Here is a 26,693-nt window from a genome sequence, read left to right on the forward strand (position 1 = left end):
AATACCGGCCTGTCACGCCGGGGGTCGCGGGTTCGAGTCCCGTCCGGTCCGCCATCTATAAAAAAGTCGCCTAGTGCGGCTTTTTTTGTTTTTGTCTCTTTTGTTTGCCGGCAATCATCTATTTTTCTGATCTTTCTCGTTTTTTCGCAGGTATAAGTGGTGACAGGTTTGTTGGTAATGGCGTCTCTTTTAATAATGGCTCTGTTATACTCAGCCGCCGAAATATTCACCGCTGCACGGATAAACATATTGTGATTCGAATTCTGTCCGCTTTTTTTATGTTGTTTTTGATGGGGGCATCTGCTCAGGCCGTCATCGATGTCTATGAGTTTGAAGACGAGGTGGAGCGGCAGCGTTATTTGTCGTTTATTGATGAAATGCGTTGCCCAAAGTGTCAAAACCAGAATTTGGCGGGATCTGATTCCCCCATTGCACAGGATTTGCGCCGTGAACTTTATCGGATGCTCAAAGATGGCCGGTCTGATAAAGAGATAACCGATTTTATGGTTAATCGCTACGGTGATTACGTTCTCTATCGGCCCCAGTTGAAGAAAAATACCTATATGTTGTGGGGTTTGCCGGTGGTGTTGATGGCCGTTGGCTGGCTGGTGGCTTTTCTGGTTGTGCGTCAGCGCCGATCCAAAATACAGGCGGCTGGTGAAAAGCAGTCCGATAAAGATCAAGGGCGCCTTCAGGACCTTCTGGATGCGGCGGACAAGCGTCGTAATCAACAATAATTTCGTCTATTTAATTTTCTCGGGAAAGAATAAATGTCTCAGTTTTGGCCAATTGCCGCTGTTTTGATGTGTGTTGCTGCTTTTTTTGTTGTCTGGCCGGCTTTGGGGCGAGGCAGGGGGAGTGGCTCTGAGGAGCAGGGTGGGTTTCTGCTGGATCTCTTTAATGAAAATCGCGCTGAGCTTCAGTCACAGCTTGATTCCGGAGAGATCTCCCAAGCTGAATTTGATCAGTTAAATGCCGAGCTGCAACAAGGCTTGCTGCAGGATGCTGATAATCAGCAGGTCAGTGTCAGTTCGGGCAGTCGTTGGCCTTTACTGGTGTTTGCGGCTCTGGTCATGTTGGGTTCTGCAATTTTCTACTTGCAGCGTGGTTCCATGGCGGATGTCGCCATCCAGGGGATGCTGGAGCAGCGCTACGCTCAATCCATGAATGCCTTTCAGGGTGGCGATCCGATGGATCCGACTTTGACTGAGGAATTGATTCAGGCGCTGGCGGACAGGGTCGAGGGTTCGGGGGATCAATCTGAGAATCGCTATCTGCTGGCGCGGCTGGCGGCGGAATCCGGGCGCTACGGTGTGGCGGTTGAGCAATACACGGTGTTGCTGCAGACCACTCAGCAGAATGATCCTCGACTTATAGCCGAGTTGGCGCAGGTGGTGTTTCTGGCTTCCGGTAATCAGGTGACGCCGGAAGTGAGTATGTTGATCGCCAAGGCGCTGGAATTAAATGGCAATGAGACAACCGCTTTGGGGTTGGCGGGAGTAGAGGCCTATGAAAAGGGCCGATTTCAGCAGGCCATAGAGTTCTGGCAAAAGGCCATTGCCGGGATGCCTCACAATTCCCCGGTTATTGCTGGTATGGAGGCTGGAATAGAGCGCGCCAGGGCCAGATTGGCCGATGACGATTCTGTGGCGCAGGGGCAGTCTGCAGCAGATGTTGCTGCGGATACTGTGGAGTCCGATGCTTCTGATCTGTCGCGTGTGACGGTCACTGTTGATCTGGCTGAGGGCGTTGATATCGATCAGGGTGCGGTTGCTCTGGTTTATGCTCGGGAATGGGGTGGTCGCATGCCTTTGGCAATCAGTCGGTTTCCTGCATCCGAGTTGCCCCGTCGGGTAACGCTGGATGAGACCATGTCGATGATGCCCGGCATTAATATTGCCACGGTTGAAAAGCTGGAATTGGTGGCGCGTATTTCCAAAAGTGGCGGTGCCATGCCTCAGTCCGGTGACTGGCAAGTCTCGGTTGGCCCGATTGTGCTTTCCGAGGTGTCTGAACCTGTTTCCATGATCGTTGAAAAGCAGCTTCCATAAGGCGTTTTAAAACCTCCGATTTGCCGGTAGAATTCCCTCCTTGCGAGTTTTTTGCTCCGTCTTTTGCAGCCTCGATTACGAGGCGGAGAGGCGGCTGCAGGCACAGGGATGGAGCCGGCTCTGGTGAGTGATCTTCTGTCTTCTCTGTTTGAAAAAAACATAAAAAATCAAGATGTTATCTATTTTGAGTGAAGCATTTCTATGCGCCTAAAGTGTATTAAGTTGGCTGGTTTTAAATCGTTTGTTGATCCGACAACGGTTCATTTTCCCAGCAATTTGGGGGCAGTGGTTGGCCCCAATGGTTGTGGCAAATCCAATATCATTGACGCCGTGCGTTGGGTGATGGGTGAATCCTCGGCAAAAAACCTCCGTGGTGAGTCCATGACCGACGTCATTTTTAATGGCTCAGGAGGGCGTAAGCCCGTTGGTCAGGCCTCTATTGAGCTGGTTTTTGACAACAGTGATGGCACTTTGGTTGGCGAATATGCGGGCTTTTCCGAAATCTCTGTCAAGCGCAAGGTAACCAGAGACAGCCAGAACAGTTATTACCTCAATGGCACCAAGTGCCGCCGTCGTGACATCACCGATATATTTCTGGGTACCGGCCTTGGGCCGCGCAGTTACGCCATTATCGAACAGGGCATGATTTCGCGCCTGATCGAGGCCAAGCCTGAAGAATTGCGTGTATATATTGAAGAAGCCGCGGGTATTTCCAAGTACAAAGAGCGTCGCCGGGATACGGAAAACCGGATGCGTCGGACCCAGGAGAACCTGGAGCGACTGACAGATATCCGTGAAGAGCTGGAAAGACAGCTTTCACGTTTGCAACGCCAGGCCGCAGCCGCTGAAAAATACACAGAATTCAAGAAAGAAGAGCGCCTGCTCAAGGCTCAACTGCAGGCTTTACGCTTCAAGTTGCTCGATGACAAGGCCAATGGCCGCAAAGATGCCATTACCGAGCTTGAACTGCAGGTGGAGTCCTTCGTCAGTGATCAGCTGCATCACGACGCCAACATTGAAAAGTATCGCACTGAGCATACTGAACGCGGCGATAAAATGAATGATATCCAGGGGCGCTTTTACGCCGTTGGTTCTGACATCGCACGAATTGAGCAAAGCATTCAGCATACTCAGGAGCGCAGTCGCCAGTTACAGATAGATCTGGAACAGACTGAACGCGATTACAAAGAAGCGGAAGAGCATCTGCAACTCGATCGCGACAAGGCGGAAGCCTGGGAATCGGAGTTGCTGGAGATGGAGCCTGAACTGGAAATGATCCAGGAGGCGGAAGAGGATTCCGGCGAGGCGTTACAGTTTGCCGAAGATGCCATGCAAACCTGGCAACAGGCCTGGGATGACTTTAACCACTCTGCAGCCGAGCCTCGACAGAAGGCCGAAGTACAACAATCCAGAATCCAGCATCTGGAACAGGTTCAATCCCGATTACTGGATCGCATCAAAAAGCTGGAAGACGAAAAGTCCAATCTGGTTGCCGGCGAAGAAACCGAAGAAATCGATGAGCTTAATGAGCAGCTGGCCGAAGTGGACTTGGTTCTGGCTGAGAAAACCGAACAGATTGAGACGATTACCGGTGATATAGACACGCTCCGTGAAGGCGTTCAGGCGTCATCGGAGGCATTGGATAGTGCCCGAAGTGAATTGCAGGGGATGAAAGGTCGCAGGGCTTCCCTCGAGGCTCTGCAGCAGGCTGCTCTGGGTGAGCAGAGTGGGGCTGTTTCAGACTGGTTGGCAACCAGTGGCCTTGCGGATAAGCCGCGCCTGGCTCAATCTCTGGAAGTAGAATCCGGATGGGAACAGGCGGTTGAAACGGCTCTGGGTAATGCTTTACAGGCGGTTTGCACCGACGAGTTTGATGTGGCGGCCCAGTTATTGGGCGAACTGGAGCAGGGTGAAATAGCGTTGCTTGACAGTGCGGTGGCATCTGCCCCGTTAACTTCTGAAAAAGCTACTTTATTGCTGAGCAAAGTTCATTCAGATATTGCCTTGGATGCTCAGTTGGCGGGTGTTTATGCCGTCGAAAATCTCAGCGAGGCCTTATCTCTGCGTCCGCAACTGGATGCCGGCGAATCTGTGGTGACAAAAGATGGCATTTGGCTCGGTGCCAACTGGTTGCGCGTCGCCCGGGATACAGACGCCAGCTACGGTGTGATTGCCCGCAAGAGCGAACTGGAATCCCTGTTGGCTGATATTGAGACCGCTGAGTCGCGTATTGATGAGCTCAGTGAGGCACTGGCGTCCGATCAGGAGCGCATCAAGCAACTAGAAGAGCAGCGTGAAAGTCTTCGCCGCGACAATAACGATCAGAACCGCAAACACGCAGAGCTTCTTTCCCAGCTTAGCGCCAAGAAAGTCCGTGTTGAGCAGGTTCTGGTTCGTCGTGAGCGGGTTGAAGGTGAGATCGAGGAAGCCAAAGAACAGGGGCAGCAAGAAGCGGAAAATCTGGCAGAAGCCAGAGCCATTCTGCAGGAATCCATTGAAGCCATGGAAATGGATACCGAAAAGCGCGAAGAATTATTGACTCAGCGCGATGATATTCGTGCCAAACTCGATGATGCCCGCCAGCGCGCTCGCCATGACAAAGACCGTGGTCATCAGCTGGCCATGCGCCACCAGAGCGTGAAGACACAGCTGGAATCCATGCGCGCGGGACTGGTTCGACTCGAAGAGCAGATCGAGCGCTTGAGCAGCCGTCGTGAAACACTCAGAGACAGTCTTGAGGATCAACAGAATCCGGTAGAAGAGCACAAGCTTGAGTTGGAAGCCCTGCTTGAGAAACGCTTGAGTGTTGAGTCTGAGCTGGCCGAGGCCCGTCGTGAGGTTGAGCGAGTTGAGCATGATTTGCGCAAGGCAGAGCAGGAGCGCCATCGAATTGAGCAGGATGTGCAGAATGTTCGCAGTCGACTCGAGCAGGAACGTCTCGCCGCACAAACATTTGAAGTACAGCGCAAAAGTTTGCAGGAGCAGCTGGAAGAGGACAATTTCCATTTGCCGACACTGCTTGAGCAATTGCCCGAGGATGCCACTGAGCAGCCAATGGAAGAAGAGCTTGAGCGAATTGCCAATCGGATTACCCGACTGGGGCCCATCAACCTTGCGGCGATTGATGAATATAAAACAGAGTCTGAGCGCAAGAACTATCTGGATGCGCAAAACGATGATCTGATAGATGCTTTAACAACTCTGGAAAATGCCATCAAGAAAATTGACCGTGAGACCCGGACACGATTCAAAGAAACCTTCGATCAGGTCAATAGCGGTTTGCAGGAGTTGTTTCCGAAAGTATTTGGTGGCGGCCACGCCTATCTGGAGTTGACCGGTGAAGACCTGCTCGATACGGGTATTGCCATTATGGCCCGTCCTCCAGGCAAGCGTAACAGCACCATTCATCTGCTTTCTGGTGGTGAAAAAGCCCTCACGGCAATTGCGCTGGTATTCTCAATTTTCCGATTGAATCCAGCTCCCTTTTGTATGCTTGATGAGGTGGATGCACCGCTGGATGATGCCAATGTGGGTCGATATGCACGCATGGTTGAACAGATGTCGGAGCATGTGCAGTTTATTTACATTACCCACAACAAGATCGCGATGGAAATGGCCCATCAATTACTTGGGGTAACCATGCACGAGCCAGGTGTGTCGAGACTGGTGACCGTGGATGTTGAGGAAGCAGCCGAGCTGGCTGCCAGTTGATTGTAATCTGGAGCTGATAGGTTAGGGGTTCGAAAACCAATGGACTTTGGAATGCGTGAGTGGCTAACAGTAATCATTATTTTGCTGATTGTCGGGGTACTGCTCGACGGCTGGCGACGGGTTCGTCAATCACGGCAGGAATCCATCAAAATGTCCCTGAGCATGCACAAGGAAACAGAGCGCGAAGAACTGATGGAGTATGGCAGTGAGTTGCCAAATGGTGGCGCCAGAGTGGTGGGTGAAGAGCGGGGTGATGAAGAGGCTCGTCAATTGACTCAGTCTGTCAAAGACTCGTTTGCCCAGACACGTGCACCGTCTTTAAAAAATCAGATCCCTGAGCAGGTATCTCTCAACCTAGAAGAAGTACCAATGCTGATGGAAGCCGTTGAAGAGGCTTTTGCTGGTGATGTTTCGCAAGCCCGTGAAGTGGAGCGTAAAGAGCCGGTTTTGGATGCCCTGGAGCGAGAGCTGGGTACTGATGAAACCATTACCGTAGGGACTGGGAGTCACGATTCTGTCTCTGGAGATAACGAGGCGCCATTAGCTGGCGATGTTGCAGAAGCTCAACCTCCTGCAGTGGATGAGGCGCCAAAGCCGGTAGCTTCTCAAGAGGAAGGTGCAGCGCAGGCAGAAGAAGTGCTTATCATCAATGTGATGGCGATACCTGGAACCCGTTTCAATGGCGAAGCGCTTCTGGATTGTCTGCTCGAATGTGGCATGCGTTTTGGCGAAATGAAAATTTTTCATCGCCACGTTCACGAAGATGGCGAAGGTCCGGTAATGTTCAGCATGGTGAACATGGTGGTTCCCGGGACTTTTGACCTCAATGATATGGCCAACTTTGAAACGCCGGGCATCAGCCTGTTTTTGAGCTTGCCTTTGGGTAGCAGTGCCATGGACGCTTTTAATTGTATGGCTGATACAGCACAAATACTGGCTGCCCGCCTGGGTGGTGAGCTCAAGGATGAAAATCGCAGTGTGATGACAGCCCAGACTCTGGAGCACTGTCGAGAGCGTATTCGCGAGTTTGAACGCAAGAAATTAACCTGAGCAGGTGGTGTATAGTTTTTTATGTCCGTCAGTCATTCTACCCACCAGCGTATCGATGAGTTGCGCCAGCAACTCAACTATCACAACTATCGCTACTATGTTTTAGACGATCCCACCATGCCCGACAGTGAGTACGATCGCCTTTTTCAAGAATTAAAGCATCTGGAAGCGGATCACCCTGAGATGGTGACCGATGACTCTCCGACCCGGAGAGTCGGAGAGGCACCCCTGAGCGTCTTTTCCCAGGTGCGCCATGAAATACCGATGTTGTCGCTGGATAATGCGTTCAATGACGATGATCTGCAAAGCTTTAATCAGCGTCTGTTAGAGCGTCTCGGTGGAAACATTAAAACCTTAGACTATGCCTGCGAGCCAAAGCTAGATGGTATTGCTGTCAGTCTGCTTTATGTTGATGGGCTTCTGCAACGTGGTGCAACTCGAGGTGACGGTTCTACCGGTGAGGATATTACGCTTAATGTCCGGACTATTCCTTCCATTCCACTCAAATTGTTGGGTGAGGGTTATCCCCAGACTCTTGAAGTTCGAGGCGAAATCTATATGCCTAAAGCAGGCTTTGATGCTTTGAATAAAAGTGTTAAAGCCAAGGGTGACAAACCTTTTGTGAACCCGAGAAATGCGGCCGCGGGAAGTCTGCGACAACTCGATTCAAAAATCACCGCGTCCAGACCTCTTGAAATGTGCGCCTACAGTGTTGGCTGGGTTGAAGGTGGGGAATTACCGGGTGAGCACAGCAACGTACTGCACGCACTGCATCAGTGGGGTTTTAAGATCAATCCGGAGATGCGCGTTGCTAAAGGCATTGACGAGTGCATTGAGTATTACTCTCAAATCGGTGACAAGCGCGATCAACTGGATTATGAAATTGACGGCATTGTATTCAAAGTCGATGACCTGCAGTTACAGGAACGACTGGGTTTTGTCTCCAGAGCACCTCGTTGGGCGATTGCCTATAAATTTCCAGCACAGGAAGAAATGACCAAACTTGTGGATGTGGAATTTCAGGTGGGACGAACCGGTGCTGTGACTCCGGTAGCGCGCTTAAATCCGGTTTTTGTCGGCGGTGTTACCGTATCCAACGCGACCTTGCATAACCGCGACGAGATGGAGCGGCTGGGTGTTCGCATCAATGATACCGTGATTATTCGCAGAGCCGGGGATGTGATACCCCAGGTGGTTTCAGTCGTAAAATCAAAGCGCCCAGCCGACGCCCGTATCATTGAGTTTCCGGAGCATTGTCCGGTTTGTGAATCACCCGTTGAAGTGATTGCCGGTGAGGCTGTGGCCCGTTGCAGTGGAGGGTTGATTTGCGGTGCTCAAAGAAAAGAGGCCATCAAACATTTTGTTTCTCGTAAAGCCATGGATGTGGATGGTATCGGTGATAAATTGGTGGAGCAGTTGGTGGATGAAGGGCTTATTCACTCAGTGTCAGACCTTTACGATCTTTCCTTAGAGCAATTGTCCGAGCTTGAAAGAATGGGGCAGAAGTCGGCAGATAATTTGCTGCGCGGGCTTGAAGCATCGAAACATACTCAGTTGGATCGCTTCCTTTACTCTCTTGGCATACGCGAGGTGGGTGAGGCCACTGCCAGGAATTTGGCCAAGCACTTTGGCAGTATTGAGTTGCTGATGTCGGCTACAGTTGAAGACTTGCAGGAAGTAGCGGATGTCGGGCCGGTTGTGGCTCATTTTGTTCAGGAATTCTTCCAGCAATCTGAAAATCTGGATGTCATTGAGAACTTGAGGCAGAAAGGCGTTCACTGGGCGGATATTGAAGTCAGTGAAGCCGAAGAACCATTACAGAATCTGACATTTGTAATCACCGGCACCTTGGAAACCATGGGACGCAGTGAGGCCAAAGAAAAATTACAAGAGCTGGGAGCCAAGGTTGCTGGTAGCGTGTCAGCCAAAACTCATTGCCTGATTGCTGGCGAAAAGGCGGGCTCCAAAAGATCCAAAGCCGAAGAGTTGGGTATTCGTATTCTGGATGAACAAGGGTTGCAGCAATTACTGGCGGACCCAGCAAGTTTTGCCGGAGATATTCAGTGAGGGTCCTGCTGCTCGGTTTTATGACGTTGATACTGGCGGGGTGTGTGACCAGCCCTCCCACGCACGTCGACAATATTTGCCACATTTTTGATGAGAAAGATGGTTGGTATGATGACGCTAAAGACGCGCAGAAAAAATGGGGCTCTTCGATACCGGTGATGATGGCTATTATGCATCAGGAATCTCGTTTTCGACCTAAGGCCAAGCCACCCAGAACCAAAATTCTATGGGTTATCCCGGGCCCACGAAAAAGCGATGCATACGGCTTTTCCCAAGCGAAGGACAATACCTGGGACTGGTATATCGACAAGACGGGTAATTGGGGTGCGGACAGAGATAAGTTTGAAGACGCCATTGACTTTATTGGCTGGTACAACTCTTTGAGTGAAAGTAAGAGCCACATCAAACGCAACGATACCTATCATCTATACCTTGCCTACCATGAAGGTCATGGTGGCTTTAACCGTCGTACCTATAAAAATAAAGGCTGGCTTAAACAGGTGGCCAAAAAAGTATCCGCTAAAGCCAATACTTATCAGCGCCAGTTGAATGGTTGCCAAAAAAGGCTGGAAAGTACCGGGTGGTGGTTTTTTTAACTATTTTCTGAGCATTGGGGGAAGTATGGATCAGGAGTCTATTGTTTACGGTTGTATTAAAGATGCCACTTTACAGGGCAGTGATACCCTGCGCAGAAGTGCAAATCGTAATGCCATGATGTCTCTTCCTAAAGCTGATGAATGGCCATTTTTGTGTCAGGAAATGTTTTCTTTGCCCAGCAAGGAGGGGCGGGGTGAAAACTATCAGACTGACGTGATGCACTTTGGTGCGTCCTATAAAGCCGTTGAGTATGAATGGGATCAATGGATCAACAAGTTTGAAGAGCTACTAAGCCAAATGTATTGGGTGTCTGCCACGGTCCACCTTGAAACTGAGTTGTCCGGCACGCATACCTTTACCTGGGAATCCACCGCCAATAGCCATGAGCCCGGTTCAGGTGATATGCAAGTAAGGTGCGAATGGAGCCACGAAGGGGCGTTATCATTCTGAGTTTGATCATTTCGGTAATAGATTATTGTGACTATAGACCCCATGGAGCAGTTGGAAAATCGTGACTTTCGGGTCGCTTTTTTTGATGTCGATGGCACTCTGTTGGGGTTTAACGGCGAGTACACTCAGCGTTTAAAGAATGCCTTGTGGTGCGCCAGGGATAAAGGGTTGAAGACAGCCATTGCGTCGGGGCGGCCTATGTTCGCAACCGAATTTCTGATCGACGATCTAGGGCTTGTTGATGCAGGAGTATTTTACACCGGCGCTTTGGTTTACGATCCCTCTCGGGCGATTACACTGAGCCAGCACGCTCTTGGCAATGAGGAAATAGCCAGTTTGCTGGCGGTTGCCAAGTCTCATGGTATCTATACTGAAATATACACCCGAGATCACTTTTATATAGAGGGTCCTCACCCTATCGCCGCTAAACACAGTCATCATCTCAGATGCAATCCAATTGTAGGCTGTTTTGATGACATGCCTGATGACCCTGTTATCAAGTTATTACTGGCAGTAACTGAGCCTGACCAGCATCAACTATTACAGGCGCTTGAAGAGCAATTTCCACATCTTATTTTCGCCTATGCCCATCTTGCAGAAGAGCCTGACTGGTTGTTTGTTAGTGTGATTTCAGATCAAGCCTGTAAAAAACAGGCTTTTTTGCAGTTACTCAAGTATTATGACGCCCGCCCTGATCAGGTGCTGGCGTTTGGGGATGCGCAATCAGATATGCAATTTTTATCACTGGCCGGTACCGGGGTCGCCATGGGTAATGCTTCGGATCAGGTGAAGCAGGTGGCTGATTTGGTAACCCTGCCGGTGTGGGATGATGGAGTCGCACACGTTTTGGAAATGATCACGCAAGACGGGTAAACGGATAAAACAAATGGTCGTTTTAAAAAGCAGCTCTCGGACAGTTGTTCTAAGCTTGTTGGCGTGTCTGGCTTTTATTGGTGCAGCTATTTTTGCCTGGGGGGTTCCCGTATCAGACATAACCAGTATTTTATGGTTGTCATTGTTCTTGATGGCCTCACTGGTTGTGGCAGCAGCCTTGTTTATGCTGTTGTTGAAACTGGGACGTCGAATGACAAAGCGTTTTAAAGATTAAAGTGGTCGGTTAAACGAGACTTATGACTGTAAACGATAGTTTTATTTCCTCTGAATACGTTCGCTCTTTACTGTCTGCGGCAGAAGAGCAGGGGTGTGATGTCGATACCATGCTTCGAGAGCTGGATATCGATCGCGATGAAATTAACGATTCACGGCAGTTTTCCTCGGTAAAGTACGGCCAACTCTATCAGAAGGTAATGCTGGTCGTTCAGGATGAATGCTTCGGTATGATGAGCGGCGGCCGGGTTCAGCTGGGCTCGTTTCGGCTTATGTGCTTAAGCGTTATACACTGCGACGATCTGTATCAGGCTGCCATGCGTGCAGGCGAGTTCAGTGAAATCTGCCGCGGCTTTTTGACACGTCCAAAAATCGAGATTTTGGACAATGGCCTTGCGCGTACCCAGATGGTCCCAATCCGGCTGTTGTCGCAAGAAGATTTTGAAAAACTGATGGTTATCGATAACGCTGACAAGATACGGACTTCGTTGGCAGTATGGCACCGTTTCAATTGCTGGTTGACGGGGCAGGAAATACCCTTGGAGAGTATTTCTTTCAGTTTCTCCTGTCCTGATTCTTTTCGCGAGCTGGCCGAAACCTATCCTGCGGCCATTCGTTTCGATCAACCCTACAATGGCTTCGAATTTAAAAGTGAATACCTTGAATCGAAAATCGTTCAAAGCTCTAAGTCACTGGACGACTTTCTGCGTATGGCTCCCTACCATCTGGTCATTCGTGAATCGGCTAAGAGTACGTTATCCAACAAGGTGCGCACGATTCTCTCAAAGGACGTCAGTTATTCTATGCCTGGGGCCGAAGCCGTTGCCTCGCAGTTGAACCTATCCTTGACAACGCTGCGACGTCGCTTGCAGCAAGAGGATACTTCATTTCAAAAAATCAAGGACGAATGCCGACTTGAGGCTGCTATTCACTACTTAAATCTACCCGATTTGACCAATTCTAATATTGCGGAAAAGCTAGGATTTGATGAACCAAGTGCTTTTTTTCGCGCCTTCAAGAAATGGACAGGCTTAACACCCGGTGAATACCGCAAACAAATGGCCGAGTAGCCTTTGGGCTTTTGTGACCATGTTGTCTTTCTTGGTCATTCTCTAGTCGTATTTACCACTGTATCTAGTCAAATTTACCATTGAGGCAAATTGCGAAAACTTAGAACCTTACCAGCGTTGAAAAAACACCTAATTTCGTAATAGTGAGGTTATAAGAATGGCTGATTACAAAGTGCCAATGCGTGATATCCAATTCAACCTGTTTGAGCTGTTTGATTATGAACAGCACTGGCAGTCGGTTCCAAAATTTGCTGAAACTACTGCTGATCTTGCTAATGCGATCCTCGATGAGGGCGCCAAGTTTTTTGAAAATGTTGTAGCCCCCCTGAACCAAGTAGGTGATCAGGAAGGTTGTACTTGGGTAGACGGTGAAGTTAAAACACCTACTGGTTTTAAAGAAGCCTATCAGCAATACGTAGAGGCTGGTTGGCCTTCAATGACTCACGATGTTGAACACGGTGGTCAAGGTCTGCCACCTTCTCTGGGTCAGGTTTTAACCGAGATGTCTGGTACTGCCAACTGGTCTTGGGGCATGTACCCTGGTCTGTCCCACGGTGCCATGAATACCATTGCTGAGCATGGTACTGAGCAGCAGAAAGAAACCTACCTGACCAAGCTCATTAGCGGTGAGTGGACTGGTACCATGTGCTTGACTGAGCCTCACTGCGGTACTGATTTGGGTATGCTACGTACCAAAGCTGAGCCAAACGCTGATGGTTCCTACTCTGTTTCCGGTACTAAAATCTTTATTTCCGCCGGTGAGCACGACATGGTGGATAACATTGTTCATATCGTACTGGCCCGTCTTCCAGATGCGCCTTCTGGTACCAAAGGTATTTCCCTGTTTATTGTTCCAAAGATGAACGTAAACGAAGATGGGACCATCATTGATCGCAATGGTGTGAGCTGCGGTTCTATCGAGCACAAGATGGGTATCCACGGTAACTCTACTTGTGTAATGAACTTTGATAATGCCAAAGGTTTCTTGATTGGTCCTCCCAATCGTGGTCTGAACTGTATGTTCACCTTTATGAATACTGCTCGTCTGGGTACTGCGATGCAGGGTGTTGCTCACGCCGAAATGGGCTTTCAGAAGTCTTTGGATTACGCTCGTGATCGTTTGCAGATGCGTGCATTGAGTGGCGCCAAGAATCCTGAAGGTCCTGCTGATCCTATTATTGTGCACCCCGATGTACGTCGTATGTTGCTGACCCAGAAAGCGTTTGCTGAAGGTGGCCGTATGATGATAACCTACTGTGCCAAGTTGGTCGACCTGATTGAGTCTGGCGATGAAGAGCTTGCTAAAGAAGCCGATGGCAAATTGGCTTTCCTGACGCCTATTGCCAAGGCTTTCCTGACCGAGGTGGGCTTTGAGTCTGCTAACCATGGTCTGCAGTGTTTCGGTGGTCACGGCTTTATCTCCGAGTGGGGTGCTGAGCAGAATGTTCGCGATTGTCGTATTTCTATGTTGTATGAAGGTACAACCGGTATTCAGGCGTTGGATTTGCTGGGTCGTAAGGTTCTGATGACCCAAGGTGAAATCATGAAGCCTTTCACTAAAGAGATTCACAAGTTCTGTCAGGCCAATGAAAGCAATCCATTTGTTGCCAAATTGGCTGAAATGAACAAAAACTGGGGTGATCTGACCATGAAGATTGGTATGGCCGCCATGAATGACCCAGAAGAAGTGGGCGCGGCTTCCGTTGATTACCTGATGTACTCCGGTTATATGGCTTTGGCTTACTTCTGGGCTGCAGCTGCTCAGAAAGCTCAGGAAAAACTGGATGCGGGTGAAGGTGATGAGGCTTTCTACAAGGCCAAGCTGCAAACCGCTCAGTTCTACTATGCGCGTATTCTGCCACGTACTACATCACTGGCAGAAACCATGACTTCTGGTGCCGATAGCCTGATGTCTATGGACGCTGAAGCTTTTGCATTCTAAGTTCAGTTAGAACTCATGAATCATATAAAAGAGAGTTTTGAGAAAGCCAAAGGCCGCTTCGATCGAGAAGCGGCTAATGGCTTTTCAGCTATCTTTCAGCTCTTGATTTCCGATGGTGGTGACTATTATCAAGTTATCAGCAACGGGGAGTGCAAATACTTTCCGGGTCTCCATGATTCTGCGGATGTTACTTTGATTTTGAATCAGGCGACTCTGCTATCCGTATTGAATGGAGAACTCGATGGCGCTCAAGCTTTTGCATTTGGTCAAGTAAAGGTCGATGGCGACTTGAGATTGGCCAAAAAAATGTTGGAGCTTTTCCCTCACTGCTCCAATTAATAAGATTATTTTACCCAGACTCAATCGCAATAATACGGAATAGCAATGGATACTAATAATATGACAACAGCTCCTGAAGCTTTTCAGGCTGCGTTTAAAGCTTATTCGGATAAACCGGCATTTACCGCTTTGGGAAAAACCCTGACCTATGGTGAAATTGATCGCCTCAGTGCCCAATTTGCCAGCTACTTGCAAAATCATACTGGCTTGAAAGAGGGTGATGCAGTGGCGGTTCAGCTGCCGAACATCCTTCAGTATCCGGTTGTTATTTACGGTGTACTGCGTGCAGGTATGACACTGGTTAATACCAATCCTTTGTATACTACTCGTGAAGTCAAGCACCAACTTAATGACTCCGGAGCCAAGGCTCTGATTGTTTTGGCAAACATCGCTGAAACTGCGGCAGAAATTATTGATGAAACTCCAGTAGAGCAAGTGATTGTTACTGAAGTAGGGGATTTACATGGTTTCCCCAAGGGATTGATTATCAATGCCGTAGCCAAGCATGTTAAAAAATTGGTTCCAAAGTTTCACTTTAAGAATCAGATTTCATTTAAGTCTGCGCTTGCCAAGGGCTCTAAGCAAAATTTTACGCCGGTTGAGCGTACTGCCGAAGATGTAGCGGTTTTACAGTATACCGGTGGTACAACGGGAGTTGCCAAGGGTGCCATGTTGACCCATGGTAATTTGGTTGCAAATATGAATCAGGTAGCTGACCGTTTGGATGTACTTGAGGTCGGTAAAGAAATCTTGATTGCGCCATTACCCCTTTACCATATCTATGCATTTACAGCTCACTGCATGGCAATGGCTGTAAATGGTTGTCATAACATCCTGATTCCGAACCCTAGAGATTTGGACAGCATTGTTACTGCAATGAAACCATATCAAATCACCGGTTTTGTTGGCCTGAATACTCTTTTTAATGGGTTATGTCATCACGAGCCTTTTAAAGCCCTTGATTTTTCTAAGTTGAAGCTGACAAATTCTGGCGGTATGGCGCTGACCAGTGATGTGGCTGAACTTTGGAAGTCAGTGACCGGTTGTGAAGTCAGTGAAGGCTATGGAATGACTGAAACTTCGCCTGTTGTTACTTCTAATCCCCCCAATGCGATCAAGCTTGGCAGTGTTGGTATTCCGGTGAAGGATACCGAAATCAAGATTGTAGACGCTGAAGGCAATGAAGTTCCTACTGGAGAGTCAGGTGAGTTGCTGGTTCGCGGCCCTCAGGTTATGAAGGGTTATTGGAAGCGCCCGGAAGCTACCGCTGAGATTCTTTCAGAGGATGGCTGGCTTGATACTGGTGATATGGGTGTGATTACCGAAGATGGTTATTTGAAAATTGTCGACCGTAAGAAAGATATGATTATCGTCTCTGGTTTTAACGTCTATCCCAATGAGATCGAAGATGAAATCTGCAAGCATCCCGGTGTTTTGGAAGCTGCTGCAATTGGTGTTGAAGATGCCAAAACCGGCGAAGCTGTTAAATTGTTTTTGGTTAAATCAGATGAAAATTTGACCAAAGAGGAAGTGATCGAATTTGCTCGTAAGCAATTGACTGCTTATAAAGTGCCTAAGCAGATTCAATTTATGGAAGATCTGCCCAAATCGAATGTAGGAAAGATCCTTCGTCGTGAGCTTCGTGATGCAGAAAATGCATAACTGATCTGATCCTCTGCCATAAAAATAGCCCTGCAAATCCTGCGGGGCTTTTTTATGCCTGCATTATGTTTCGTCGATAAATTCCCATCCGCTTTTGCCCATAATGACACGCTGCTTTACACCATTATGGTCCATATCGCCTGAATCATAGCCACTATCGTTTTCGAGAAGTATTCCCGGTGTTTTTTCATGTAATACAAGATTGGGGAAGTATCTTGGCAGCTCTCTGGATGATGTCATTGTTTGTACATCATCAATATTTGAGCACTGAGCAAGTTCATAAAGCGTCAAAAAGGTGGGTGGAAGAATCTTGATTTCCTTGCGTCTCATCATTTGTATAGCATCGGAAGGGGTAACCCAGAGGTGGTCCACTATTTCACCTTCATCGACAACAATGCTTTGATCACGAGAGATCTCACTCCATAGGAACCAGGTTGAGAAACGCTTCTTTTCTATCAGTGGTGTAGTCCAATGTGAAAAGAATGAGAATTCTTCAGAGTTAAGGGTTAGACCGGCCTCTTCAGAACTCTCTCTTGCGGCAGCTACTCTTGCCGCTGCGATTTCATCATCGGGGTTACTTTTATAGTCAGCTGGATCAATGCGGCCACCCGGGAATACCCAGTTGCCGCCTGCAAATTGAATGGCTTTTGCCCTTAATAACAGTAAGACCTCAAATGATTCACTCGCCTCGCGCAAGAGAATAACGGTTGCCGCCGGTGCTGCTGGAGGTGCCTGATCAGAAGTTGTATTTTTTGCCGTTTTGAAAAAGTCACTCATGGATAGTTATTGTTGTTTGTTGTTGAGAATGGTGATTTCCCTCTGTGGGAAAGGGATATCAACGTTATTATCTTTTAATACTTTGTATATGGATTGATTGACCATATAAAGCTGTTGGTAGTATTGGTTGGTCGGAAGCCAGACTCGAATACCAAGGTTAATACTGCTGTCGCCAAAGCTCTCGATACCAACCTGCGGCTGTTTGTCCTGACAGAGTTTTTCATTTGAAGACAGTGTGTTACGAATAAGGCCAATGGATTTTTCCGGATCTTCACTGTAAGCAATGCCAATACTGAGCTCGGCCAAAGTGTTTTCAAATGAGTTGTGCAGAATTTCACCAACTATATGCTTGTTAGGGATAGTAATCTCTATGTCATCTTCATTGCTTAAGACTGTATAGGCCAGATGTACATCTTTTACCTGGCCAGTAACACCTTGAACGCTGATGGTGTCGCCGACAACAAATGGGCGAGTCAGAATGATATTAAATCCAGCGCCATAATTTGACAGAAGCCCCTGTACGGCCAAACCTGCACCCAGAGAAACTGCACCGACAGCTGCGAGGAAAGGCGTGACGCTTATACCCATTTTGCCGAGAGCAATAATCGCGGTCATGGCTATGATTAGTATCTTGACGGTTGCGGCCAAAAATTTACTCAGAGTTATATCCAGCTCTTTTTTGGTGCACAGCTTCTCGACAAGATTGCTGACTTTCTTGGCTACATAAAGGCCGATCAACAGAATAATGATGGCCCCGAGTATCTGGAAGCTGTAATTCACAAAAAACTCTATGATCATTTGATAAATGGCAGCGGCTTGTTCCAGTTCGTTTTCCAGATTTTGTTCCACGGGGCAATCCTTTCAATTAATTATTTAGCGATGATTCTTGAGAACGCTACCCAATATTCGGTTCAGGTCACGAAGAGAGTTACAGGTTTCTACGTGAGAGCAATAAGGGGCATATTCGCTCATTATAGAATCTCCCGTGTCCCAGCTGAATTTATTTTCAGGGTTCAACCACAGGACTCTCTGACTTTGCTGATAAACTTTCTGCCAAATGTCGGTTCTGCCGTCGATATTATTGTTTCTGGCATCTCCGAGCATGATGACTGTGGTGCGATTATCTATATCTTTGAGTGCGAGGTCTTCAAAGGTCGCCAGGGCAGACCCGTAATCTGTTGGCATATTAGCCCAATCTTGCATTACCTTGGCAAGGGCACTTTCCATATCCTGAGTCTCGAATAATTCGGTGACTTCACCCATGTCTGAAGAAAAAACAAACGATCTGACTCTGGGTAATACATCCTGGAGGCTGTATAAAAACAACAGCAGAAATCTCGCGACCCGGCTAACCGAGCCGCTGACATCACAAATTACCATTACCTTGGGTTTCTCAATGCGGGTAGATTTCCACTTTGTGTGAAATAAAAAACCATCGTAAGCGGCATTGGCAGCGATGGTACGACGCACATCCAGCAACCCTCGCTTGGTGATTTTTCTACGCCGGCTGTGCAGGCTGGCGAGCTTTTTGGCGGCTTTTTGTACCAGCTCGGTCATTAGTTTCAGGTTGTTGTGATCAATATTTGTCAGCTTGATCTTCTGCAAGTTATCTTCGCGAAGTTTTTGCGGTTCCCCCTGGCCAAAGAGCAAATACTGTTGCTCTACGAAATCTCGGACCTGACGCTGAAGATTACTTCGCCTCTCTTCAAGCAGGGCGGCAAGGTTTGGATTGTCCTCCCTGATTTCCGCCAGTTCAGCCAGTAGCTCCTGATCTCCCAGGGTCTGCATTATTCGATATGAAACCATGGGTATCTGGGTGAACAGGCTCATACTTTGTGCACCGGCCCCGGGTGCACTGCTGGCAATCATAACTTGTTGGGCTGCCGGATTATTGTCCATCAACTGTTGTGCCAGAGGGGATTGCAATGGTTGGGAAAGCTCTGCTGGAGTCTGATCGTTTGCAGTCTGTTGTGCAGGTGGGGAAGAGCTTTCGGGTGCAGAGCCTTGAGAATCGGGTTCAGTGTTCAAATTATCTGGATTGGATTCGTCTTCAGTAACACTGAGAAAATACTGATCAAACAGCTGTTCATAAATTAGGCGATGCTCCAGACGTTTGGTCAGCGTCATGCCCAGAGAGTGTCGTAGCACCTTTGGGTTTTCAATGCCTACAAGCTGAGCCGCCTTTAATGCATCCAGCGTTTCGGCCGAGGATATGGGCAGGCCAGCCTGACGTAATGCGTGAATAAAATCCCCTAATGCTTTTTGCATGGCGCACTCAATCAGTGAGTTTTATTGGCTGCTTTCAACAGATTGTTGATTTCGGGCTCGACGGCCTCAATGTCGTCTTGAAATTTAAGCAGAAGGTTCAGGGTATTTTTAACCCACTCCTGATCCAATTGCTCAACATTCAAGAGTAGCAGTGCTCTGGCCCAATCAATGGTTTCGCTGACGGCAGGTACTTTCTTCAATGCCATTTCTCTAAGCTCTGATATGAACTTGACCAGCTGTTGGCTTAACTCGGTGTTAAGTTCAGGAACCTGAGCGGAAATGATCTTTTGCTCAATGTTTTGTGAAGGAAAGGGGATGTAGAGATGCAAGCAGCGGCGTTTCAATGCATCTCCTAGCTCCCGGGTGTTATTGCTGGTCAAAAATACCAGAGGATTGGATTTCGCTTTTACGGTCCCAAGCTCAGGAATAGAGATTTGATAATCAGACAGTAATTCGAGTAAGAAAGCCTCAAATTCCTGGTCTGCTTTGTCGATTTCATCAATCAACAAAATGGCTCCGTCATCGGTTCTCAGAGCTTCAAGTAGTGGGCGAGGCTCCAGAAATTCTTCAGAGTAAAAAATATCGCCAAACTGATGCAGGCGTGCCACTGATTCATCCGGTCCTTTGGCGCCGCGCATGACATCGCCGAGCTGATCCTTTAAGAGCTGGGTGTAAAGCAATTGCTTGCCGTATTTCCACTCGTACAAGGCTTTGGCTTCATCGAGCCCTTCGTAGCATTGCATGCGAATAAGGGGGGCGGAGAGTAGCTCTGAGGTTTTCTTTGCCAGTTCTGTTTTGCCTACGCCCGGAGGTCCTTCAACCAGTATGGGTTTCTGTAAGTGGCAGGCCAGATAGACGGCGGTGGCAATACTGTCACTGCAGATATAACCCAGCTCTTCGAAATGTTGCTTGATGGTTTCCGGGGTGTTGATCTTATCTTGGTTGCGGATGATCACCGTAATCGCTTCCTTGGTCATGCAATTACAGCCATTGTATGAGGGGATTTGATGATATTAAAGCGCCGGATGGCTCGATCTACTTGACCAAATGGTGCCACCGGATCGATGACCCGGTGGCTCTCTCTGATTTGTCAGGCGCGTCTTTTTCGCCAGGCATGAGCGCCCAGATCTTTGAAATTGCGCAACACTGAATACCAGCTGCTTTGAGATGGTTTGGCTGGTTTGCCTTTGGCTATCCGCTCCATCTGATGCTCATACCAGATCAGGCCGACCATAGAAAACTTGTCGAGCACTTTGATGCCCGTGGTGGGTTCTTTTAACGTGATTTTATGCTGGCTGTCGCTGATCAATTTGTTTGGCAGTTGTGGGTCAATGGCCATGGGTCTTGCCATGCCAACCATATCGCAGGCTCCTGATTGGATTGCCTCGTTCATGGCTTTGGCGCTGCGAAAGCCACCGGTAACAACCAGAGGCGTATTCTTCAAAATGGCTTTGGCTTTTTCCGCGTAATCGATGAAATAGGCCTCTCTTTTCTGGGTCGATCCACTTCCCATCATATTGGGATTCTCATAGTTGCCGCCGGAGATTTCGATCAGATCAATGCCAAGGGATTCCAGTGTTTTAATGACCTCCAGTGATTCGCCCTCGCCAAAGCCGCCTTTTTGGAAGTCCGCAGAATTAAGTTTGATGGCTACTGGATAATCGAAGCCGACTTTGCTGCGAATGGCCTGATAGATTTCAATGACAAAGCGCATACGGTTTTCCAGACTGCCTCCCCACTCATCTTGACGTTGGTTGTGATGAGGGGATAGAAACTGACTGACCAGATAGCCGTGGGCGCCATGGATCTGTACGCCGGAAAATCCCACGTCCTTAGCCTGTTGCGCCGCATCGGCAAACCGCTGAATCAGTGCTGATATTTCCTCGCTTGACAGCTCTCTTGGGCAATTAAAGGCTTTATCCAGACCTTCACCCAGAGGTATGGCAGAAGGGGCTACGGGTTGTTTGCTCAGAAAACTGGGGATTTGCTTTCCCGGGTGGTTCAGTTGTGCCCAGAATTGCGTGCCATTGGCGCGTCCGGCCTGTGTCCATTGACGAAAGGCTTCAAGGTCCGAGCTGTCGTCCAATACGACGTTCTTCGGCTCTCCAAGAGCGTCTCGTTGGATCATGATGTTACCTGAGGTACAAATACCTATGCCGCCCTCAGCCCAGGCGCCATAGAGATTGAAGAGACTGGTTGAGGGGTTGTTGTTGCGGTCGGCCAGCTGTTCGCTCATGGCGGATTTAAACGTTCGGTTTTTTACTTCTGCGCCACAGGGCAGGGACAGAGTGTTGGAAAGAGTTGTCATTGGATGTGGCTCCTAAGTAGCAGCGGCATAAAGCCGGGTTATGATTATTGGGTAAACAAATCCAGCAATTGGCTTGTCTGATTTTGCAGGCAATCTTTGTCGCCCGTTAACTGGTACTGCAGAAGTTGTCCGTGCCAGCTGTTGTAGAGAAGAGCAGCGATACTATCGGCGGATAATGTTGAATTGAAACTGTTATCACGTTGGCCATCTTCTATGAGACCGGCAAGGTGTTGCTTGGCGAGCTCTGTTACTTCCAGCAATTGTGTGCGACAGAGTGAGCTGGATTGTGAAATTTCCGTTGTCAGTGCCGAAATCAGACAGGGGCTGGGGGCATCGCCGGTATTCAGGGTCAGCTCAAGGGCGCTGAAGAAAGACTCGATCTGTTGTCTGGCCGTGCCCTGTTCAGTGGTTGTTTGCAATAAAAGCTGTCTGTTGTCTTCGCCGTATTGGTTAATGGCTGCGGCCACAAACTCTTCTTTGCTGGGGAAGTAGTTATAAAAAGAGCCCTTTGGAACGCCTATTTCATCCACCAGTTGTTTGATGCTCATACCGTGATATCCGTGCATTTTCAGCAGTTGAATACCGGATGCCAGCATTCGTTCACGATTATTGTTCGGGGTTCTGGGGCGTGCCATAGCGTCAGTTCTTGGTCTCTCAGCAGTATTATGTAGCGTTGATTTAATAATATGACCGGTCGTCTTAAAATACAATCAAAGTATTGTTAAGTCGCTACCAGTCCGAACAGGTCTTTATTTACCCTGTGGTTACAAGCACAATACGGCTTATGGCCGGACGTTGTTTGGTCTTTGTTTATGTCGTTGAGGTTTTAGCGCTTGATACATTCTTTCAATAATCAGTCATTGATGCTCACCCCGAAGGAGTTCCAGTGCTACAAGATCGCGCAAGTTTATAGACGTAAAGTCATATTGTTGGACCTTATCAGTATCCATCGTATTTTCTGGCCAGGTGTTGTGTCGCGCATCTCATGGTCAACACAGAGCTGGCGGTTGCTGCTTCAGGGGCTAATTTTTTTGCTGCTGTGGCCCGGTATTATTCTCTGGGGGCTGGCAGAATATTTGTTGTTGCTATTGAAGTCGCCAGGTATGTTATTGAGTACCTATCGGGCACCAGAGGGGGTGCGTTCTCCCGGTGAAAAGTCTCTGGTGGGCATGCACAATGCCTTCCAGGATATTCTGGAAATGCCCAACTCGGTTTATATTCGTTGTGTAGACAGCTGGTTACCGGTGTTGTTTGGTTCTGTGCAACCGGGCAAGACGCTCAGGGAATACGTTGCTATCGAGAGATTGAAACAGCAGAAGGTGTACGACAGTCAGTTTGAACTGGCTGGTCAGTTGCGCTGTGAGATAGCGGTTGCCCGAGAAAATCTGTCGCGAGATCTTGGGCATTATCTGGTGAAATCGAGTTGACGGGTAAAGTTGAGCTGATGGTAAAAGGCCGCTGAATATTTCTGTTTCCCTGAAATTAGTTCACTTCGTAGGGTAGCTTTTGTAAATGAGGTTTTATTGCCTCATAGGCTTTTTTATATACCTCCTGAACATCCGGTACGATCCCTACTTCTATCCGGCGAGATAGCATAGTGATAGGGAACAGACATTCGGAGTGTTCTTCCGTCTCAGTACAAAGTGCACGGCTGCGGCCCAGATTGTCCTCATAAATCTTCCATACAAGCCCAAAATCTTCAGTCATCACATTCCCCAGTACAGCGCCGAGTGCTTGTAGTTGCTCGGTGTTGTTGCGGTTGATGGCGCCTTTGTGAATCAGGCGTTGCAGAGTCTTTAAATCCTGTTTGGTGTGAGTAAGGCCGGAGCCAAAGTGTTCACGGGAAAGCTCTTCAATCTGCCCGGTCTGCTTGGAGTGATATCGCTTGTCGCGCCAGTCAAAGTCGTAAATTTCAGGGTTGGCCTGGCTGCTGGCGGCAATCAGTACACTGGCCAGGCCGGCTGCTAGGAGCTTAAATATTTGCATCATTGGGTAATCCGCTATTGCTCAGTAGAGATCAACCGCCACGCGGAAACCTAGGTGGTTTTCTTTGGTGGAAGCAGGTTGCCGGCCTCGACTGTAATTCTTGATGGCACTTGAATTGGATCGAATTGAGCCACCACGGACGCTGCGAATTGAGCAGTTTTTTTGCTCAACGGCACTGCCGTCTTTGGGGGCTCCAAGATAGTGGTCTTGATAACAATCCTGTACCCACTCGGCGACATTGCCAGCGGTATCATAGAGCTTGAAGTTGTTTGCCCTGAAGGAGCCAACGGGTGCGGTCTTGATGCTCAGAAGATTTGAGTAGGGGCTGTCACAGCCTCTGCGGCAATTGGCTCGTCCCTGGGCAGACTTGTTACCCCACCAGTAGGCGTTTTGACTGCCGCCTCTGGCAGCATATTCCCATTCGGCTTCTGTGAGTAGCCGGTATTTCTTACCGGTACTTTTTCTCAGCCAGTCTGTGTAGGCAATGGCATCATGCCAGGAGACATTAGTGACCGGACGACTGCCTTTGCCCCATCGGTTTTTGGGAAATTGGCGGCCAGTCGAGTTAGTAAATTTCTGATAATCGGCGTAGGTGATTTCGTACTGGCTGGCTGCAAAGGCCTGTCGAATGCGAACTTTCCGCACCGGTGCGGTGTTGCCATTGGTTCTGTCACCCATATTGAAACTGCCAGGAGGGATGATAACCATGGCGGGGCCTTTGCCACCGCTTTTCAATTGGTTATAAAAAACGGCACCGGCGACGGGTGCTTTTGTGAGTGCCAGTGTCAGCTCCCGATTCTGGTCGGTAATGTCTATGGTGCGATCCAGAGTATGGTAGCCGCTGGCGCTGACACGAATTTGGTAGCTGCCAGGTTTAAGCTTAATGCCCGGTTGATAAACATCCTTGATGTTCATGATGCGAACTCTGGCAGAACTCGGTTTGGTGTTTACCGTTAAGGCAAAGTCTGTTGGTTTGGGTGGCTTTGATTGTTTGGGTTTGATTTCTTCAGCCGCAGCTTCTTCTGGTTGCTGTTCAGGAATGGTGACAGGCAGTTTGACTGCAGCAACTGTGGCTGGGGCTGGAGCTCCCTCAGCGGCGGAGGGGGTTGGCTGAGCGATTTTAGTGGTGATTATTGGCTGCTGCCGAGGCAATGGTTGTTGGTTTTTGGGCCAGATGCGCTCGATCAACTTGTTGATGTGTGTGCTGGTGGCATGGGTAGCGGTTTGTAAGGCCGGTGGCAGCAGTGAATATACCTTATTATCAGGCTGGTACAGCCAATGGCTGCCGCCGAGCCACAGGGTCAGCAATAACAAAATTGCCAGCAGGGGTAGCTTTTTGTTACTCCCTGGAGTGCGTGTTACCACTACGGCTTCATTGAGTCGAGTGGCCACCACCGTTGTGTAATTCTCCTGTTGACCACTGTCACTCTGGCTTTTTTTGAAGCCTTTGCCCGGGAGTTTCAGCAATCGCATCAAATTAGAGCTAAGGGCCGCGTAGGTTGTTAGCAACAGGGCCTTAAGCAGCACAAAAATTTGCACCGTTGAGGAGTCTGTCGAGGTCGTATAGCTGGTCGGGTGGCCAGATAATTGATTTTGAGTGTTGTCCAGCGAGTCAATGATTTCCTTGCCGCATTGGAAGCGGTCTTCTGGTTCCTTGGCCAGCATTTTATTCAGTAAGGGCTGAAACAGGACGTACTGTGACGGCAGCTTGGGTATGGGGGCTGTCAAATGCTTGATGGCAATTGCAACGGCCTCATCAGCCTTGTAGGGCACCGCACCTGTGAGCATCTCATATAAAACAACGCCCAAACTGTAGAGATCGGAGCGGCCGTCAATGGGTTTGCCTCTGGCCTGTTCCGGGCTCATATAATGGGGTGTGCCCACAACGGTGCCGGCATTGGTCATTTGTGATCCGCTACTGACTGTTTTGGCGACGCCAAAGTCAGACAGGATGGCGGTGTTGTCGTCGTTGAATAGGATGTTTTCAGGTTTGATGTCGCGGTGCACATAGCCTTTTCGATGCGCGTGATCCAGAGCACCCGCAATTTCCCGGGTGATGCGCAGGGCTTCTTTCAGACTGATGCCGGTGGCCATCTTGTCGTGGATGGTGCCGCCGGGTAAATAGTCCATGGCAATATAATTCAGATTGTCATGGCGGCCGATGTCATAGATACGGACAATGTTAGGGTGTGTCAGTTGACCGACAATGTTGGCTTCGCGCTGAAAGCGTTCACTGAAGACCGGATCTGAATTCAAGGCCGGGGACATGACCTTGAGGGCTACTTCGCGTCCCACACTTAACTGCACTGCGAGGTAGACCGTGGACATGCCGCCCTGGTCGATTTTTCTGATGATCTGGTAGCCGGGAATTTTCTGCATCGATCTGATTACCTATAGCCACCAAGCAAGTGCGGCAATCAGTCCGAAGGCGGCCAGTAGCGCGAGGATTATCCAGGGGGATTGCATCAAAGTGGTTCTTGGGATGTTGTGCTGTTGGGGGGAAGCAATCAGTTGTACCGTGACGTTGTCCTTGCCTCCATGATCAAGCGCCGCCGCAATCAGTTTATCTCCAGCATCTTCGATCGAAGACGCATGACAAAGGGCTTCCGCAATTTCCTGATTGCTCAATTCATCGGTCAGACCATCACTGCACAACAGAATCCATTGATTGGGTCTCCATTTATTATTCAGCGTATCCACCTGAATATTGGGATTGTCAAAGGAGCCAATGCATTGCGTGATGACGTTTTTTTCCGGGTGGGTTTCCATTTCTTCGGCGGCAATGGAACCGGATTCCAGCAGCATCTGCACATAAGAGTGATCGGTAGTCAGTTGATCAAGTTGTCCGCCTTCGGCGGTAATGCTCCATACATAGGCGCGGCTGTCACCCACCCAGGCTATGTCGTAATCGGTTCCAGAGTTGTGAAGTGCGACCACTGTTGATCCCATACCTTCACCACCTTGACCGGACTCGATAGCCTGCATCACGTTGGTGTGAGCCATCAGTATGGCTTGTTCAAGGGTATTGCCCTGCTCAACCTGTTCGGAAATGGTGTCACGGGTGATGGCGCTGGCGACTTCGCCGGCTTCGTGGCCTCCCATGCCATCGGCAACCAGCCATAGATTCAGGTCTGGCGTACTAAGATAACAGTCTTCGTTGTTGGGGCGTTGCAGACCTTTGTCGGTGATGGAATATGATTGTAGGGGCGGCATCGCTCCAATCCGTGGTGTTGAGGGCTTGGGAATATTAAATTGAATCTGTCATCGCTTCTGTGAACTGTGGCGCGTTTTTAGTCATTATTGTCGCC

General features: G+C 48.9%; 23 protein-coding genes. 13 read left to right on the top strand and 10 right to left on the bottom strand.

Going from position 1 to position 26,693, the window contains the following annotated elements:
* On the bottom strand, nt 1-248 hold a 248-nt coding region (locus tag ACPXV9_RS14195; protein ID WP_423898357.1), incomplete at its 3' end, for a hypothetical protein.
* A gap of 3 nt (nt 249-251) precedes the next feature.
* On the opposite strand from ACPXV9_RS14195, the gene ACPXV9_RS14200 reads away from it, so the two are divergent.
* The 12 genes from ACPXV9_RS14200 (at nt 252) to ACPXV9_RS14255 (ending at nt 16,046) form a co-directional block, all read left to right on the top strand.
* Nucleotides 252-737, top strand: coding sequence for a cytochrome c-type biogenesis protein (locus tag ACPXV9_RS14200; RefSeq protein WP_423898360.1), 486 nt, complete (start codon nt 252-254; stop codon nt 735-737).
* A gap of 33 nt (nt 738-770) precedes the next feature.
* Nucleotides 771-2,051 (top strand): c-type cytochrome biogenesis protein CcmI, encoded by a 1,281-nt coding sequence (gene ccmI / locus ACPXV9_RS14205; RefSeq protein ID WP_423898362.1) that lies wholly within the window; start codon nt 771-773, stop codon nt 2,049-2,051.
* 201 nt (nt 2,052-2,252) lie between these two features.
* On the top strand, nt 2,253-5,762 hold the full coding sequence (smc, locus tag ACPXV9_RS14210; RefSeq protein WP_423898364.1) for a chromosome segregation protein SMC: 3,510 nt from the start codon (nt 2,253-2,255) through the stop codon (nt 5,760-5,762).
* Nucleotides 5,763-5,801: 39 nt separating this feature from the next.
* On the top strand, nt 5,802-6,812 hold the full coding sequence (gene zipA, locus ACPXV9_RS14215; protein WP_423898366.1) for a cell division protein ZipA: 1,011 nt from the start codon (nt 5,802-5,804) through the stop codon (nt 6,810-6,812).
* Between the two features lie 21 nt (nt 6,813-6,833).
* Nucleotides 6,834-8,879: an NAD-dependent DNA ligase LigA gene (gene ligA / locus ACPXV9_RS14220; protein WP_423898368.1), complete on the top strand. Its 2,046-nt coding sequence runs from the start codon at nt 6,834-6,836 to the stop codon at nt 8,877-8,879.
* A 20-nt stretch (nt 8,880-8,899) separates the two neighbouring features.
* On the top strand, nt 8,900-9,475 hold the full coding sequence (locus ACPXV9_RS14225; RefSeq protein ID WP_423898650.1) for a transglycosylase SLT domain-containing protein: 576 nt from the start codon (nt 8,900-8,902) through the stop codon (nt 9,473-9,475).
* 25 nt (nt 9,476-9,500) lie between these two features.
* Nucleotides 9,501-9,926, top strand: a complete 426-nt coding sequence (locus ACPXV9_RS14230) for a hypothetical protein (protein WP_423898369.1) — start codon at nt 9,501-9,503, stop codon at nt 9,924-9,926.
* A 42-nt stretch (nt 9,927-9,968) separates the two neighbouring features.
* Nucleotides 9,969-10,799: an HAD family hydrolase gene (locus ACPXV9_RS14235; RefSeq protein WP_423898371.1), complete on the top strand. Its 831-nt coding sequence runs from the start codon at nt 9,969-9,971 to the stop codon at nt 10,797-10,799.
* 257 nt (nt 10,800-11,056) lie between these two features.
* The gene (locus tag ACPXV9_RS14240) at nt 11,057-12,103 is read left to right on the top strand and encodes an AraC family transcriptional regulator ligand-binding domain-containing protein (protein ID WP_423898373.1); all 1,047 of its coding nucleotides are present in this window, start codon (nt 11,057-11,059) and stop codon (nt 12,101-12,103) included.
* A gap of 157 nt (nt 12,104-12,260) precedes the next feature.
* Nucleotides 12,261-14,045: an acyl-CoA dehydrogenase C-terminal domain-containing protein gene (locus tag ACPXV9_RS14245; RefSeq protein WP_423898376.1), complete on the top strand. Its 1,785-nt coding sequence runs from the start codon at nt 12,261-12,263 to the stop codon at nt 14,043-14,045.
* Between the two features lie 15 nt (nt 14,046-14,060).
* Nucleotides 14,061-14,384, top strand: a complete 324-nt coding sequence (locus ACPXV9_RS14250; protein ID WP_423898378.1) for an SCP2 sterol-binding domain-containing protein — start codon at nt 14,061-14,063, stop codon at nt 14,382-14,384.
* Nucleotides 14,385-14,429: 45 nt separating this feature from the next.
* On the top strand, nt 14,430-16,046 hold the full coding sequence (locus ACPXV9_RS14255) for an AMP-binding protein (protein ID WP_423898380.1): 1,617 nt from the start codon (nt 14,430-14,432) through the stop codon (nt 16,044-16,046).
* A 63-nt stretch (nt 16,047-16,109) separates the two neighbouring features.
* On the opposite strand, the gene ACPXV9_RS14260 is transcribed toward ACPXV9_RS14255, so the two are convergent.
* The 6 genes from ACPXV9_RS14260 to ACPXV9_RS14285 form a co-directional block, all read right to left on the bottom strand.
* Nucleotides 16,110-16,823: an NUDIX hydrolase gene (locus ACPXV9_RS14260; protein WP_423898382.1), complete on the bottom strand. Its 714-nt coding sequence runs from the start codon at nt 16,821-16,823 to the stop codon at nt 16,110-16,112.
* A gap of 6 nt (nt 16,824-16,829) precedes the next feature.
* Complete coding sequence (locus ACPXV9_RS14265) at nt 16,830-17,672, bottom strand: mechanosensitive ion channel family protein (RefSeq protein WP_423898384.1); 843 nt, start codon at nt 17,670-17,672, stop codon at nt 16,830-16,832.
* 24 nt (nt 17,673-17,696) lie between these two features.
* Nucleotides 17,697-19,091: a vWA domain-containing protein gene (locus ACPXV9_RS14270; protein WP_423898386.1), complete on the bottom strand. Its 1,395-nt coding sequence runs from the start codon at nt 19,089-19,091 to the stop codon at nt 17,697-17,699.
* A gap of 11 nt (nt 19,092-19,102) precedes the next feature.
* Nucleotides 19,103-20,068, bottom strand: coding sequence for an AAA family ATPase (locus ACPXV9_RS14275; protein ID WP_423898388.1), 966 nt, complete (start codon nt 20,066-20,068; stop codon nt 19,103-19,105).
* Nucleotides 20,069-20,181: 113 nt separating this feature from the next.
* Nucleotides 20,182-21,399, bottom strand: a complete 1,218-nt coding sequence (locus tag ACPXV9_RS14280; RefSeq protein WP_423898391.1) for an NADH:flavin oxidoreductase/NADH oxidase family protein — start codon at nt 21,397-21,399, stop codon at nt 20,182-20,184.
* Between the two features lie 44 nt (nt 21,400-21,443).
* On the bottom strand, nt 21,444-22,034 hold the full coding sequence (locus ACPXV9_RS14285) for a TetR/AcrR family transcriptional regulator (protein WP_423898394.1): 591 nt from the start codon (nt 22,032-22,034) through the stop codon (nt 21,444-21,446).
* Between the two features lie 396 nt (nt 22,035-22,430).
* On the opposite strand from ACPXV9_RS14285, the gene ACPXV9_RS14290 reads away from it, so the two are divergent.
* A complete protein-coding gene (locus ACPXV9_RS14290; RefSeq protein ID WP_423898397.1) occupies nt 22,431-22,826 on the top strand; it encodes a hypothetical protein in 396 nt (131 codons plus the stop codon).
* 55 nt (nt 22,827-22,881) lie between these two features.
* Here the strand turns inward: ACPXV9_RS14290 and ACPXV9_RS14295 are convergent, their stop codons facing one another.
* From ACPXV9_RS14295 to ACPXV9_RS14305, 3 genes are read right to left on the bottom strand one after another with little or no spacing between them, the layout of a single operon-like run.
* Nucleotides 22,882-23,388 carry a DUF3806 domain-containing protein gene (locus ACPXV9_RS14295; RefSeq protein WP_423898400.1) on the bottom strand — a complete coding sequence of 169 codons (507 nt, stop codon included), beginning with the start codon at nt 23,386-23,388 and terminating at the stop codon, nt 22,882-22,884.
* An 18-nt stretch (nt 23,389-23,406) separates the two neighbouring features.
* Nucleotides 23,407-25,764 (bottom strand): SUMF1/EgtB/PvdO family nonheme iron enzyme, encoded by a 2,358-nt coding sequence (locus tag ACPXV9_RS14300; RefSeq protein WP_423898402.1) that lies wholly within the window; start codon nt 25,762-25,764, stop codon nt 23,407-23,409.
* A 12-nt stretch (nt 25,765-25,776) separates the two neighbouring features.
* Nucleotides 25,777-26,598 carry a PP2C family protein-serine/threonine phosphatase gene (locus ACPXV9_RS14305; protein WP_423898404.1) on the bottom strand — a complete coding sequence of 274 codons (822 nt, stop codon included), beginning with the start codon at nt 26,596-26,598 and terminating at the stop codon, nt 25,777-25,779.
* Between the last annotated feature and the right edge of the window lie 95 nt (nt 26,599-26,693).

Origin of the sequence: Candidatus Pelagadaptatus aseana, assembly GCF_040362265.1 — a bacterium.
Lineage (GTDB): Bacteria > Pseudomonadota > Gammaproteobacteria > Pseudomonadales > Cellvibrionaceae > Pelagadaptatus > Pelagadaptatus aseana.

Excerpts from the sequence above, each read along its gene's own strand:
- ACPXV9_RS14285 (WP_423898394.1), bottom strand. The coding sequence starts at position 22,034 with ATGGCACGCCCCAGAACCCCGAACAATAATCGTGAACGAATGCTGGCA.
- ligA (WP_423898368.1), top strand. The coding sequence starts at position 6,834 with ATGTCCGTCAGTCATTCTACCCACCAGCGTATCGATGAGTTGCGCCAG.
- ACPXV9_RS14245 (WP_423898376.1), top strand. The coding sequence starts at position 12,261 with ATGGCTGATTACAAAGTGCCAATGCGTGATATCCAATTCAACCTGTTT.
- ACPXV9_RS14280 (WP_423898391.1), bottom strand. The coding sequence starts at position 21,399 with ATGACAACTCTTTCCAACACTCTGTCCCTGCCCTGTGGCGCAGAAGTA.
- ccmI (WP_423898362.1), top strand. The coding sequence starts at position 771 with ATGTCTCAGTTTTGGCCAATTGCCGCTGTTTTGATGTGTGTTGCTGCT.
- ACPXV9_RS14305 (WP_423898404.1), bottom strand. The coding sequence starts at position 26,598 with ATGCCGCCCCTACAATCATATTCCATCACCGACAAAGGTCTGCAACGC.
- ACPXV9_RS14270 (WP_423898386.1), bottom strand. The coding sequence starts at position 19,091 with ATGCAAAAAGCATTAGGGGATTTTATTCACGCATTACGTCAGGCTGGC.
- ACPXV9_RS14295 (WP_423898400.1), bottom strand. The coding sequence starts at position 23,388 with ATGATGCAAATATTTAAGCTCCTAGCAGCCGGCCTGGCCAGTGTACTG.
- ACPXV9_RS14230 (WP_423898369.1), top strand. The coding sequence starts at position 9,501 with ATGGATCAGGAGTCTATTGTTTACGGTTGTATTAAAGATGCCACTTTA.
- ACPXV9_RS14255 (WP_423898380.1), top strand. The coding sequence starts at position 14,430 with ATGGATACTAATAATATGACAACAGCTCCTGAAGCTTTTCAGGCTGCG.
- ACPXV9_RS14300 (WP_423898402.1), bottom strand. The coding sequence starts at position 25,764 with ATGCAGAAAATTCCCGGCTACCAGATCATCAGAAAAATCGACCAGGGC.
- ACPXV9_RS14250 (WP_423898378.1), top strand. The coding sequence starts at position 14,061 with ATGAATCATATAAAAGAGAGTTTTGAGAAAGCCAAAGGCCGCTTCGAT.
- smc (WP_423898364.1), top strand. The coding sequence starts at position 2,253 with ATGCGCCTAAAGTGTATTAAGTTGGCTGGTTTTAAATCGTTTGTTGAT.
- zipA (WP_423898366.1), top strand. The coding sequence starts at position 5,802 with ATGGACTTTGGAATGCGTGAGTGGCTAACAGTAATCATTATTTTGCTG.
- ACPXV9_RS14260 (WP_423898382.1), bottom strand. The coding sequence starts at position 16,823 with ATGAGTGACTTTTTCAAAACGGCAAAAAATACAACTTCTGATCAGGCA.
- ACPXV9_RS14225 (WP_423898650.1), top strand. The coding sequence starts at position 8,900 with ATGACGTTGATACTGGCGGGGTGTGTGACCAGCCCTCCCACGCACGTC.
- ACPXV9_RS14275 (WP_423898388.1), bottom strand. The coding sequence starts at position 20,068 with ATGACCAAGGAAGCGATTACGGTGATCATCCGCAACCAAGATAAGATC.
- ACPXV9_RS14235 (WP_423898371.1), top strand. The coding sequence starts at position 9,969 with ATGGAGCAGTTGGAAAATCGTGACTTTCGGGTCGCTTTTTTTGATGTC.
- ACPXV9_RS14240 (WP_423898373.1), top strand. The coding sequence starts at position 11,057 with ATGACTGTAAACGATAGTTTTATTTCCTCTGAATACGTTCGCTCTTTA.